The organism is Scytonema millei VB511283, from assembly GCF_000817735.3.
Lineage (GTDB): Bacteria > Cyanobacteriota > Cyanobacteriia > Cyanobacteriales > Chroococcidiopsidaceae > Chroococcidiopsis > Chroococcidiopsis millei_B.
The window spans coordinates 205,958-219,087 of the sequence record NZ_JTJC03000004.1 but is presented as its reverse complement, the minus strand read 5'-3'; the positions used below and the strand labels follow the sequence as shown (position 1 = coordinate 219,087).

The following is a 13,130-nucleotide window of genomic DNA, read 5'->3' as shown; positions in this document are numbered from 1 at the left end:
GTGCGATCCCCTGATTTCTCAAATTCTTTTTCCATCTGCTTACAATAAGAAAACTTTTAGCCCTTAACTTTCTTTAATCTTTATTTATTTATACTTAATACTTAGCAAAAAATCTCAAATCAAAGTAAAAAAAGTAAAATTATACTGATGGAAAATTACAATGTTGAAATCCAACGCTTTACTGACAGCAAAACTAATAGGTGTAGCCCTTATAGCTTCCACCTTCACTAGTGGCTGTAAATCGAGTACGCTTCCTGCTACAGCAAGCAAATCCCCTGCTGCTATTCCTGTTAAGTTGCAAACACTCAAATCTAGTTTGGTTCAAGATAATTCTGAATTTGTCGGCACGTTAGAAGCTGTCAAGAGAGTAGTCCTACAACCAGAAATTGAGGGTCGGATTGTCAAAATTCACGTCTCCAATGGAGATCGAGTGGAAAAGGGAATGCCAATTGTACAACTGCGCTCCGATCGCACTCAAGCCGAATATGCCAGTGCTATTGCTAAGGTCAACTCTGCGAGAGCAGTCAGCATCACTGCTTTAGCGCAACTAAAAGCAGCAGAAGCTAACAAAATTAAAGCTGCATCGGAAGTAGAACTTCAGGAAATACAGTATCAGCGAGCCGAGCGACTAGTCAAAGAAGGGGTACAAGCTAGGCAGCAATTAGATATTGCGCATAGAGATTTGAATACAGCCATTGCAGCCCTCCACGCTGCTGAAGAAGATGTAGAAGCTGCCAAATCCAGCTCTAATCAAATGAAGACTGAGATTAAGCAAGCGCAAGCAGAAGCAAATGCTGCCAATGTCTCTCTTCAGTACAAACAAGTGCTAGCACCGATCGCAGGTGAAGTGGGAGATTTTCCTGTCAAGGTGGGAGACTACGTTAATATCGGTCAAACCCTGACCAACATCACCCAGAACGATTCGGTAGACCTGCGGCTCTCGGTTCCGATCGAACACTCATCTCAACTCAAATTAGGGTTGCCTGTAGAATCGATCGACCCCAACACAAATAAGCGCATAGCCACAGGCAGTATTTCTTTTATTAATCCTCAAGTCAACACTGGGGATCAAGCAATCTTAGCTAAAGCTCGCTTTTCTAATCAAAATGGGCAATTACGTGATGGCGAATTTGTCAAAGCAAGAGTGATTTGGAGCCAAAGCCCTGGAGTCTTAATTCCTACAGATGCCGTATTTACCATCGGCGACCAAAGCTTTGTTTATAGCGTCGAGCAACAAGGGAGCAAAACAGTCGTGCGGCAAAAGCCCGTACAGTTGGGAAATATTAAAGGTCAGAAATACCAGGTACTCAATGGAGTTAAGCCAGGAGAAAAGATTGCTATCACGGAAATTTTGAACTTAAGAGATAATGCCCCCGTGCAGCCGATAGCGTCTGAATCCTAAATTCTCAGCAATAGCTCTGTTCTACTGTCCCAACACTTCCACTGTCCCAAAAATTAATAGGAACTCCTGGACTATGCTGTTGAGTATTGCTAACACTTTCATCAAAAGACCGATTTTAACTACAGTTTGCACTGTACTGATTCTCTTGATTGGCGGAATTTGTATTCCCCTACTTCCCTTAGATAAGCTACCCGAAATGGCTCTAAAGCAGGTGACTGTAACTGCTAACTATCTGGGTAGTGATGCCAAAACCTCTGAAGAAAACGTCACCACTGTTCTGGAGCGGCAAATCAATGGCACAGAGCGGGTCGTATATATGTCCTCTCAAACGACGAATAATGGTGATACGAGTATCAACATTTCTTTCCCAACGGAAATGGACAGGAACACCGCTCAAGTTCTTGTCCAAAATAATGTTGCCGTTTCTCAAGCCGAGTTACCTGAAGAGGTGAACCGAACTGGTGTCATCACCCAAAAACAATCTCCCACGATTACGATCGCTTATGCCTTTTATGCTGATAAGGATAAGAACGATCGATTCACATACAATCCTGTTTTCGTGAGTAACTATGTCGATCGCCAAATTCTCGATGAAATCAAGCGGATCGAGGGGGTGGGGAACGCCGTAATTCTGGGAGAGCGGAAGTATGCCATGCGGATCTGGCTCGATCCCGATGCCCTTGCCGCTAGACAATTGACAGCTCAGGATGCGATCGATGCCATTTCAGAACAGAATATTCAGGTAGGAGCAGGCAAAATTGGTCAGCAGCCCACTCCCTCCGAGCAACGTTACGAATTTGCCCTGAGAGCAGCTGGTCGATTCACGACTCCCGAAGAAGCTGAAAATACAGTGGTGAAAGTAGGTGCGGATGGCACGCTGATCAGAATTAAAGATGTGGGTCGAGCGGAAATAGGGGCGCAAGATTATAGTACCAACGCAATGTTCGATGGCGCGCCAGCAGTCGGGCTTTTAGTCTACCAACTTCCCGGTACAAACGCCTGGAACACGGCTAAGTTGGTCAAAGAAAAAATGGCGGAGCTAGAACAGAATTTTCCGCCTGGATTGAAAGCGGAAGTTGCCTTAGATAATACTTTATTTGTGGCAGCTTCCCTTGACGAAGCCTTCAAAACCCTGATCGATGCGATCGCGTTGGTGTTCTTAGTCATCTTTATCTTTTTGCAGGACTGGCGCACCACCATCGTTCCTGCTATTGCCATTCCAGTTTCGCTAGTTGGGGCAATGGCTTTGGCATTTGTATTAGGATTTAGTCTCAATCAACTGACTTTGTTTGGCATCATCTTGGCAACTGGTCTTGTGGTAGATGATGGAATTGTGGTGGTGGAAGCAATATCTGCAAAGTTAGCTCAAGGAATGAAACCACTGCAAGCAGCCCTAGATGCTATGGGGGAACTGACAGGGGCGGTTGTCGCGACATCAGTTGTACTCATGGCGGTGTTTATTCCCGTGACTTTCTTCCCTGGGACGACAGGAATTGTCTACAAGCAATTTGCGCTGGTTATTGCTTTCTCGATCGCCATTTCTACGTTTAATGCCCTGAGCTTCTCTCCTAGTATGTCAGCTATTATCCTACGCAGGCAGGAAGAAGTACACGGACCTTTGGGAGTGTTGTTTCGCTGGTTTAATCAGGTTTTCGACTGGTTCAAGGCAGGATATACCAAGACAGTAGAATTTCTGATTCGGATTCGGCTGCTTGTCATTCCTGTTTTTATTGCCGGATTGATCGCGACGGGTTGGATCTATCAGACGACTCCCCAAGGATTTATCCCTGAAGAGGATCAGGGCTATTTGTTTGCGATCGTCGAAGCTCCAGCGGGGGTTTCTTTAAACTACAGTGCCGAGCTACTGACGCGGATTACTGAAGAAGTGATGCTGCCCTTACCCGAAGTCGAACACGCATTTGGTACTGCTGGCTATGGGTTTGAAGGAAATGCTAGTAACAAGACACTGCTATTTGTCAAGTTGAAACACTGGGAGGAGCGTCCTGGTGCAGATAAGTCAGTTTTTGGGGTTCTGCAAAAGGTTAACCAGGGGTTACAGGCAAAAGTTCCAGAAGCCCGGGCAATTGCAGTCAACGCACCGCCAGTAGACGGATTAGGTTCTACAGGTGGGTTTGAGCTATACATCCAAAATAAAGCTGCCCTGCCTATGGAAGCGCTGATCGACAATACTCAAAAGGCGATCGCCGCAGCCCAGAAACGACCAGAATTGGCGGGAGTGTTTACTCAATTTACCTTCGGTACGCCAATGATGCAAATTTCCATCGATCGCAGCCAAGCCAAGGCGCAGAACATCGAAATTAACGACATTTTCAATACCTTACAGACATATTTAGGCGCGCGATACATTAATCAATACGTTCTTGGCGGGCGGCTGTATCGAGTTTATGCCCAGGCGGAAGGAACGGTGCGCTCTAATCCCGAGGATATAAGCCGTTTGTACGTACGCTCTCAAGATAACAACCTAGTCCGATTGAGCAATGTCGTAAACTTGACAAGATTGAACTATCCGCCGATTGTGAGCCATTACAACGCCTATCCTGCGATCAAAATTCAAGGCGCAGCAGCACCAGGCTACAGTACGGGACAAGCCATGCAAGCGATGGAAGAGGTTGCTCAAGAAGTGTTGCAACCGGGATTTGGCTACGCCTGGACGGGAACTGCTTTTCAAGAAAAATCCTCTGGGGGTGCTGCACCGATTATTTTTGGTTTAGCTTTTGTGATGGTTTTTCTGGTGCTAGCCGCTCAGTATGAAAGTTACGTCGATCCCACCATCATCATGATTACAGTACCCTTGGCGATCTTGGGTGCTATTGGTGCAGTTGTCTTACGGGCAAATATTTTCCAAGCTGGTGGAGTTTGGCCAGTCGTTAACAATAATATTTATGCCCAGGTAGCTTTGGTAATGTTGATTGGTTTGGCGAGTAAGAACGCAATTCTGATTGTAGAATTTGCCAACCAGTCGTTAGAGACAGGTATGGACATTACCCAGGCAGCAGTTCGAGCTGCTAAAGAACGCTTGCGACCGATTCTGATGACTGCTTTTGCTGGTCTTGTCGGTTTCTGGCCCTTGGTAATTGCTAAAGGAGCTGGAGCAATGAGTCGTTGGTCTTTAGGGACAGCGCTTTTTGGTGGCTACCTCATTTCGACAATCTTGAGCTTGTTTTTAGTACCAGTTCTGTACGTCACAATCAAGAAACTAGAGGAGCGTTTCTTAAAACCAGGTAAATCAGGTACACCTAGCGAGTCAGAACAATTTCCACAACCGCCGATTCAAGACGAGCGGGAACAAGCTCTGCCCAATTTTCAAGCTTCTTCTCAACACGAATGAACTATCCGATTTAGTCAAGTAGTATTCCGAGGTAACGGTAATGTTTCGTAAATGGAATTTCAACGACTATCTCAACCACATCTTGTTTGTTGCCACCATTTTCTATCTGTTCTATTCCTTTTTCTTACACCACTAATCCAATTTACTCTATAGGATAACTATGAAGGTCAGGCTAATTATTTTGTCAGGAATTATGACTGCTCTTGTCGGCTTAGTTATTAGTTTAGCTGCTACCAAAATTGGTCAGCGTAACTTTAATCAACTGCAATACGAAAGCCAGTCTTACCAGAATTTGCATAAAAAATATGCTTTGATTGGTGCAAGTTTAGGATTTCTTGTCGGTGCCGGACAAGAATGCCTTCGAGAGCTGAAAACTGCAAGAGATAGAGAAATAGAGCAATAAAACAAGTAGCAGCTCGCTAATTTATCTTTTCAGGAACTCAAAACAAGTACTTCCATCAGAAACCCAATGTCTACTACATATGAGTCTGAAGTCATTGCTCGTTTAGCCGTAATGGAAGAGCAATTACAGCAATTCAATCAACTTTTATCTTGCCTTAGCGAACGAGTTACTCAGTCAGAGGATGATTTGCGACTAGTTGCAGATATCCACAAATACAAAAAGCTACGAGATTTATTAGCAGCAGGGAATTTACAAGAAGCGGACTGGGAAACTATTCGGGTCATTCTGGCGATAACAGGGCAGCGAGAACTGGAATCGATTACTCCTGAAGACGTGAAGCAATTTCCCTGCAACGAACTGCACGTAATTGATAGCCTCTGGACAACTTATAGCAAGGGTCGCTTTGGCTTCAGCGTGCAGATGCAGATTTATCAAAACGTAGGTGGTTCTCTTAATACCACTATTGCTCAGGATAATACTGTTATCGAACGCTTCGGCGATCGCATAGGCTGGCGCGTCGATGGCAAATGGCAAAAATGCGATCGCCTCGATTACACTCTTGCTGCACCAATAGGTTGTCACCCCTCTCGGTGGTGGAATTCGCCCTTTGGTTCAAAAATGACAAACTATTTCTTTAATCGCCTACTCACATGCAATCTCTAGGTCGGTAACAGCATAGCTAACATTGCTATGTTTTTGTGCCACTCTAGGAATTGGAAATTACAAAATGTCAACCTGTTCCCAATCTTATAGCGGTTTTTAATTGGATAAAACACACGACCGTAGGGGCGCACAGCTGTGCGCCCCTACAAGATGGCACGCAATCGAGAATTGCGACTAGTCTCGCCAAGAACAACTGCTGCTGGGAGCAACTGCGATTAACTCTTCAACATTTTGTCGCATAGTGTTGCAAATAACATCTAGGGGTAGATCGTTGGCATCGTATCCAAAAGGCTCTTCGATCTCCGAGCCAATTTGTTCGATACTTAACAAGGTGAAACTTACAAAAGCCATAATTAAACCAGTCCACCAAGTCAAGTTTTTCACTAATTCCAGCGGCAGTATTAAGCAATAGATTAATACCAGTAGCCTAAATTTAATGGAATAGATTAAAGGTAGTGGTGTTTTCAAAATGCGCTCGCAGCCTCCCAAGATATTGATTAACTCATCTAGCAGAGCGTGCAAGGCAGTTAGTTGATAGATATTCAAACAATTACATTCGTATTGATGTTGCAGATAACCCCTAATCCAAAAGACGATTTGTAGTGGAGAATGACGGACGGATTTGAGTTGAAAATACTGGTTTTCTGACATCAATGAAGCTAGCTGCTTATCCACTGGTTCTGCTCTTAGATGTAATTTCATAGCAATTGGAAAAGCCACTAACAGCTTGAGTATTGCCTCTTTTTCTACTCTTTCTTGATGTGACTTATCTTTAACTACAATGTAAATTCCCTGAGCTAAATTCCGAACTGTATTGACTAACCTTCCCCAAAGTTTGCGGGCTTCCCAAAAGCGATCGTGAGCTGTATTCGTGCGAAAAACTAACAATAAAGTTAGACCTACGTTGAAACTTAAAATGGCATTAGTAATGACACCATTTTTTTCTGGAAACACTATTTCTGTGTCAAAATGGTGAATTAATGATATAAAAAAACCATATCCACTACAAAAAAGTACCCAAGGAAAAATCACTGGAATAACTGTTCTTTCAAGCCGTAAAATAACTTGAAACCAATTTAGCGTTTCACCAGTGTAAAGGTGATGTTTTCCTTTAAATGTATTTCTTGCCTTATTGAGCAAACGTTTGCACTGCTCTAGGGCATTATTAGGCTTGATAAAGTTCATATTTTACAACTCCATTAACTCCGATAAACCTGAGTGCATACCAGCAGCCAATACTTCTCGGTTAGAGTATATAGTCTTTGGAGATCCCCCTTAATCCCCCGATGAATTGGGGGAAAAAAGCTATTCTTAGCCCCCCTTAAAAAGGGGGGTTGGGGGGATCGAATCTTAACTGAGTAGTATTGTGCCAGCAGCTATGGGGTCAGGTACAGGTAGCGGATCTTTAATCGGTACAAATTGACCTAAGTTGGCATTGTAGGCAATGACATTTCCAGTCTCAATCTCATAAACCCAAGCATGAAGAAAGAGTTGTCCCGATCGCAGTCGAGAGCGAATGACTGGGTAAGTTTCTAAGTTTTCTATCTGCGTCAAAACGTTTTCTTTAACGGTAAGACTTAAAAGTTCCTCGCCTTCATATTCTTGATAGTTATCCTGAACTAGGCGACGAGTGGCTGCTGCATAATGGTGTAACCATTCGTAAACCAAAGGCATCTCTTGAGCGAGGCTACCTAATTGCAATAATCCCTTCATAGCGCCGCAATGGGAATGACCGCAGATAATAATGTCTTTTATTCCTAACGCTTGAATTGCATATTCAATTGCTGCGGCTTCAGTAAAATTCGCAGTACCAAAAGGCGGAACAATATTACCAACATTACGAATGACAAACAGTTCGCCTGGTTGAGTTTGAGTAATCAGATTTGGATCGATTCGAGAGTCAGAGCAGGTGATAAAGAGTACCTGTGGAGCCTGACCTTGAGCTAGCCGTCCAAACATCTCTTGGTGAGAGCAAAAGTAATTGATGCGGAACTTCTCTACACCTTTAACCATATCTTGCATGGACATTGCTTGATACCTCGCTAAATGGATAACTACAGGAGAGCGGGCGAACAAATACGTATATTTAAAAACTTATTTCTATAATTTTTTTAATAAATTCATTAATTTAATCATAGCGATATTTATTTTTGCGATCGCCTTCTCTAATCCAGCTTAAATCTACTTAAAAGAGCGCTGCCAGTCAATTCATTTGGAGGCGATCGCAGGGTATCTTATCCGACAAGATAGCACTGTACATATCGCATGTATGGATTTCTAATTGAGCATTTCTCGGAGCCTCAAATAAAATACGTTGACCTGAGAAAATAACGCGCTCAAAGTGACAATCTGAAACATTCGTAATTCGGAGAATCTGAATTTTTCGAGTGCTATTCACATAGCAACAAAGAATCTTTAGAGAACGCTGAGTTTGTGGAGGAGCAAATATGAGAGCCATCTGTTACAATTTTCCTACCAAATCAAATTGTCAGATTCAGTCCATCGCATTCACACTAATACAGTCATGAACCACAAAATGTTTCCTATTGAAACAAAATACTTTCACTAGTTTTAAAACTATTTGACTTGAAACCGCTTAAACATCTGAGTAGATCGGTAACAGATCCTTCGGCTAGAAAACCATGCTTTTCATTAAGGTCGAATGATTTAACGACAATCTCTTCAAAGTTTGGATCGCTGACAATCCGATTAAATATTGGTCCGTTAAAATAATCAAAAACACTCGCTTCATCCTCAAACAGGTAAATACCCCCTGCTTTTGAAGTAGTTTCATTGTTAATCATCCAAATTTTCTGGATTAGCCCCGGAACTTGAGCAAGCGCTAGGGTAAAATCTAGCATAACTGTTTTACTACTAGCTGTTTTCTTCTGCGAGCGATCGCGCTTGAAGTCGATTTGGATAATTTTTGCCATTTTTCTCATCAACTCGATTGATTGAAACAAGGCGTACTCCGTCTACGGTGATTGCGGCTTAAATAAACAAGGTTAAATAAAAACTAGTTTTTCTCAGCTCTCGATTGGCTGACCAATTGTATTTTCATAAATATGAAAAAGCGGAATGTATTGTGAAAGACATAGATCGTATACACAATACGTTCCGCACTGCTTCCGTCTATTAGTTGTTAGGAACGTGACTTTGTATTAGTTTATGTTTCTCTAAATACAAATACAAGGGCTAAACTTTGGAGACAAGTCTGCTATTTTTTTTCTGGTTCTCAATTGAAGTGAAGACTAGCAGATTTATTCCGTCTCTACTTGCTAAAAGTTCCAGTTAGTTTCTTTAACTGAAGATATGCTTCTTCTGGAGTCAGAGCAGCAGATTCCTTTTCGTTAGGAATGTAGAATTCCCAACTATCTGGAAAGTGGCGGACGACAAAACTTGGAATTAACCCTAACTTAATTGCCTTTTTTGCTAATTCTTCTGCTTGTTCTGCCAGAGTAATTTCATCGTGAAATAGATGTTGGTTCATAATTTGAACAACTCCCAATAGATAGCATCTACAAGTTTCTACAGAAATGCCTCATTCAAGTTCTCTTGACCAATTGTTATGTTTTGATACAGAATCTCAACAATCTCTTGTATACAAACCTGTAGTCTTTGAGCTTCTACAGCAGTTATAGTTTTGGCTCTTTGCTCAATCAGATTGCTTGGCTTTTCCTCTTTCAGGTCTACTTGCAAAAGTGGAACGCTCCTACTTTGATATTTTCTCCGCCAAGCTTGTGGAGTCAATCCGTGGAACCGGAGAAACAAGCGACTGAAATGCCGTCTATCAAAATAACCTACTGCTTCAGCAATCTGCTCTACTGACTGACCAGTTTCAAGTAATAGACAACGTGCTTCTGCCATGCGGCGTTCCACAATCCAGCTCAGCACAGTTTTTCCAGTTTCCCGCCGCACAAGGTCAGTCAAGTACGCTGGAGAACGACCAACCGCTTCAGCCACCTCTCGCAGACTAATTGAATCGCAATAGCGTGCTTCGATGAATTCAAAAACTTTACTCAAAAGAGGATGAGACTGAAGCAAGAACTTTTGAAATCCCACCATTCTAGCATTTTCAATCAGCGAGTCTATATCGACAGTGTGGAATTCTTGGCTCTCAAGTAAGCGATTAGAGTTCATAAAATCACACCCATTACTTAAAGAAACTGCAACTTTCTTCTTGGCTTTTCCTAGATTCAATCGAATTTGGAATTCTTTTACTCCTCACTACTTAAAAACAATGCTTTGAGTTAGCTTATCGTCCGAATAACTACTAAGTTTCTGGTTCGCGTCTGAGCCAGTATAAAAATTCATTTGGTGCATAAACATCGCGAGAAAAATCTAGATGCGCGCTTTTTAAATAGCAGCCACCTCGGTGTCCGCGTCGTAGTATAGTCTCATTACCTTTAGCAATTGTTTCATTGACCTCGTTATCTATACAGCACCATTCTGTATAGACGACTTCATCATGGAACATCACAATGGGCCAACTCATCGTGACACCTGGTTGAGCGGTAATTGCCCACCAATGTTCTTCTCTGTGCTTTGCTGCGGTTCTGCTGTAAAAAGGTCCGTCCGCACAAAGGTATACCAGTCCATCAGTGTACTCCTTTGCTAAAATATCACCCCGTCCTTGTCGCCAGGCTTCACAATGCGTTGACCACCAATCTTTGTTTTCTCGTTCTATTTGTACTAGGTTGTAGTTTGTGGTAATTTGAGGAAGTGTCTCCTCGTGCAGAGAAATGTATACTTCTGCATCGTTGAGTAGCTTTACCGCTAACTCGTTGGAAATCAAATCTGGCTTGGAATAATCTGCGAGCAAGTTTTTGTAGTAATTGAACCGCTGCATCACCTAAAAACCTCTACCATGTAAAAAGGAGTAGAAGCTGAATTGTGTTGGAATCGTCAATCCTTTAGTTGACTGTAGAGTTTGCTGTCTGCTGTGGAAATTGTTGCCAGTGACTACCAATGTGCTACTTGGATCGGGTTTTAGCAAGTAAAGATAAAAAAGATAAGAAAAAAATTGAAATTTCTCTGAAATTCTTTAGCTAGAAGTTGCTCTAACTTCCATCGGACAAGGATTTCAGTGATTAGCTGTCATAAACGCTAAAATTGGCTAACGTTCTTAAATTTAGTTTTTTTATTGACACTCAAGCAATTGCTTAGATTTTCGCTAAACTTAGAGCGATCGCAAAGTCGTGACTGAAGCGTTATTGTATCCTCTGTGGCGATCGCAGTATATAGAACAACCAGACCTGATCGCCAGTGTTTGACAAGCTAAACTGTTACTGCCTATTCCCACTCGTGAATTTTATAAAATTTTAAAATTTAAGCAAGTTAAGCCGACAATCTAAAACTTAAGAATGTTAAGAAATTCTAAAAATTATATTTTTGTAAACTTTTGGGTAGTTGAAACTATTTCTGGTTTTAGCTTTGAGCTGCTGTTGAGATCCACAGCTTCAAGTTTTTTCCTTAACTTTGTTATCTTTGCTTGGAAAATTATCTTGAAGCTAGCAAACTGAAATTCATAACGCCTCTCTCGATAGACGCATTCGAGAAGGCAAGGCGAAATCAACAGAAGCAGCATTACGTATCTTGTCCTCACGATCGCAAATAAATCTGCTATTTAGAGATGAGGAAAGTCGTCCAATACTTTTTGATGCACGATTAGAGCTGTTTGTCAACCTTTATTGGAGCTAGTTTGCTAACAATGAACGCTAAACATCAAACCGAGGAAGTGCAAATGACCGAACAGTTTGAGGCTGGCGAACAAACATCTGAGATTTCTATACCATCGCCAAATAGCACGACTTCTTTCAAGAGTGCTGAATCAGCGGGTTTTGTAGCTGATACAACAGTGATGAAAACTGCTAGCGGCTCTTGGCAGTATACATCTAATAGTAGCCAGCCTAATAGTAACCAACAATCTGCAACTGATGATACATCGACGGGTTTTGTGGCTGATACAACGGTGGTGAAGACCGCTAAACGCACTTGGGCGCATCAACCTAGTTCTGCAAAGCAAGGCATTATCTTCACTGAAAAGTCAGTTGACGCAAGCAACAAAGCTAAAACTCAAAAGCAGTTGGATGGAGCAATAGCGTTAGCTTGGAGTCGGGTGAAGACTCGCCGCAGACCACCAGCCTTGACCCCCACACGTTGGGTATGGCGACTAGCAGGTTCTTATCATCTATGCCAACCCACGCAACAACTGATGGAGACAGCTGCTTGGCGCTTCGCTTCAGCCGGACGCATGGTTTTAGCTGGGTGGGCTGCACAGAAAGCCAGTGAGGAAGCGGGTCACGACCGACTCGCCCTGCTCGATATTCAGTCAATGGGATATAAGGCTGAGGCTGTGGTGAAAGAACTTGTTCCCCCAGCAGCAGTAAATTTGGTAGATTATTTCACTCGGAGCGTACAGGCAAGAGATCCAATTGGTTGTGCTGGTTATTCCTATACAATGGAGCGTTTAGCTATGGGGATTAAAGAAGATTACATCCAAAGGGTAGAGGCTTTGCTGCCACCTAATACCCATGCCACTCGTTGCTTGCGGGTGCATAGTGGTGTTGGTAATGATGTCGGACACGTAGACGAGACAGTAGAGATGATGACTGAGCTTACATCTGATGAGCGTGTCCAGGTGGCAAGAGCTTGCTACGAGACTGCACTGCTGTGTTTCAGTCCGCCTAGTGAAGATTACATATCAGAGGAGGAACTAGCGCATGTGTTGAAAGGATTAGAGCAAGCAAGCACTGATGAAATCTGATTCTCAGCTATTCGCATATAACCAAAACTCACCCACAACACTTTCAACAAACCTACTTAGAACAATTACAAGGAGAAAATCATGGCAACTTTAACAGCTACCGCGATCGCTCGGCAATCTTTGGATTGTAATTATGATACAAGCAGCCTGAATGAGAGCATCTTCAAGATCTTGGATGACATGGAGGTTGATTTGGAAAGTATCTTGATTAAGGCATTTGAGCAAGGATTGCCAAACGATCTCGAATGCTCTCTCTGATATATTTGGCTCTCCTGGCTTTTGGGTGATAACCAAAACTCATATTTGATGTCATGCTGAGCGAAACGCAGTGTAGCGAAGCATCTCGCAGATTCTTCGCTTCGCTGACGCTACGCTCAGAATGACAAAATTGTATCATAAATAACTTTTTTCACCTGATTCCTAGAAGAGCCATATATTTCACTAGTTTATTCGTTTGATGGAGCAAACCTAATTAATAATTTATGTTCCTGAATAGGCAGTCATAAATAGTTATGGGATGAGTAGAGCGATAGCTCTGCTCATTCTA

At 42.5% G+C, this 13,130-nt stretch carries 12 protein-coding genes and 1 pseudogene; 6 read left to right on the top strand and 7 right to left on the bottom strand.

What is annotated here, in order from left to right; all coding sequences use genetic code 11:
- Positions 1-160 precede the first annotated feature (160 nt).
- From QH73_RS16030 to QH73_RS16015, 4 genes are all read left to right on the top strand, one after another.
- The gene (locus QH73_RS16030; RefSeq protein WP_039717162.1) at positions 161-1,402 is read left to right on the top strand and encodes an efflux RND transporter periplasmic adaptor subunit; all 1,242 of its coding nucleotides are present in this window, start codon (positions 161-163) and stop codon (positions 1,400-1,402) included.
- A 73-nt stretch (positions 1,403-1,475) separates the two neighbouring features.
- Positions 1,476-4,751, top strand: coding sequence for an efflux RND transporter permease subunit (locus QH73_RS16025; RefSeq protein WP_039717163.1), 3,276 nt, complete (start codon positions 1,476-1,478; stop codon positions 4,749-4,751).
- A 160-nt stretch (positions 4,752-4,911) separates the two neighbouring features.
- Complete coding sequence (locus tag QH73_RS16020) at positions 4,912-5,154, top strand: hypothetical protein (RefSeq protein WP_039717164.1); 243 nt, start codon at positions 4,912-4,914, stop codon at positions 5,152-5,154.
- A 66-nt stretch (positions 5,155-5,220) separates the two neighbouring features.
- A complete protein-coding gene (locus tag QH73_RS16015) occupies positions 5,221-5,817 on the top strand; it encodes a GUN4 domain-containing protein (protein WP_039717165.1) in 597 nt (198 codons plus the stop codon).
- Between the two features lie 174 nt (positions 5,818-5,991).
- Here the strand turns inward: QH73_RS16015 and QH73_RS16010 are convergent, their stop codons facing one another.
- The 7 genes and pseudogenes from QH73_RS16010 to QH73_RS15980 form a co-directional block, all read right to left on the bottom strand.
- Positions 5,992-7,002 carry a bestrophin family protein gene (locus tag QH73_RS16010; RefSeq protein WP_039717166.1) on the bottom strand — a complete coding sequence of 337 codons (1,011 nt, stop codon included), beginning with the start codon at positions 7,000-7,002 and terminating at the stop codon, positions 5,992-5,994.
- 165 nt (positions 7,003-7,167) lie between these two features.
- The gene (locus QH73_RS16005; RefSeq protein ID WP_201278195.1) at positions 7,168-7,839 is read right to left on the bottom strand and encodes a carbonic anhydrase; all 672 of its coding nucleotides are present in this window, start codon (positions 7,837-7,839) and stop codon (positions 7,168-7,170) included.
- Between the two features lie 184 nt (positions 7,840-8,023).
- Positions 8,024-8,275, bottom strand: a pseudogene (locus tag QH73_RS16000) (DUF1830 domain-containing protein); the annotation flags it as partial.
- 85 nt (positions 8,276-8,360) lie between these two features.
- On the bottom strand, positions 8,361-8,750 hold the full coding sequence (locus QH73_RS15995) for a YdhR family protein (RefSeq protein WP_039717168.1): 390 nt from the start codon (positions 8,748-8,750) through the stop codon (positions 8,361-8,363).
- Between the two features lie 338 nt (positions 8,751-9,088).
- Positions 9,089-9,307: a hypothetical protein gene (locus QH73_RS15990; RefSeq protein ID WP_039717169.1), complete on the bottom strand. Its 219-nt coding sequence runs from the start codon at positions 9,305-9,307 to the stop codon at positions 9,089-9,091.
- Between the two features lie 38 nt (positions 9,308-9,345).
- Positions 9,346-9,957, bottom strand: a complete 612-nt coding sequence (locus QH73_RS15985) for a helix-turn-helix domain-containing protein (protein WP_015155307.1) — start codon at positions 9,955-9,957, stop codon at positions 9,346-9,348.
- 133 nt (positions 9,958-10,090) lie between these two features.
- A complete protein-coding gene (locus QH73_RS15980) occupies positions 10,091-10,666 on the bottom strand; it encodes a hypothetical protein (protein ID WP_039717170.1) in 576 nt (191 codons plus the stop codon).
- An 861-nt stretch (positions 10,667-11,527) separates the two neighbouring features.
- Between QH73_RS15980 and QH73_RS15975 the strand changes: the two genes are divergently transcribed.
- Positions 11,528-12,583, top strand: coding sequence for a hypothetical protein (locus QH73_RS15975; RefSeq protein WP_236147047.1), 1,056 nt, complete (start codon positions 11,528-11,530; stop codon positions 12,581-12,583).
- An 81-nt stretch (positions 12,584-12,664) separates the two neighbouring features.
- Positions 12,665-12,841 carry a hypothetical protein gene (locus QH73_RS15970; protein WP_165587719.1) on the top strand — a complete coding sequence of 59 codons (177 nt, stop codon included), beginning with the start codon at positions 12,665-12,667 and terminating at the stop codon, positions 12,839-12,841.
- The last annotated feature ends 289 nt before the right edge of the window (positions 12,842-13,130 follow it).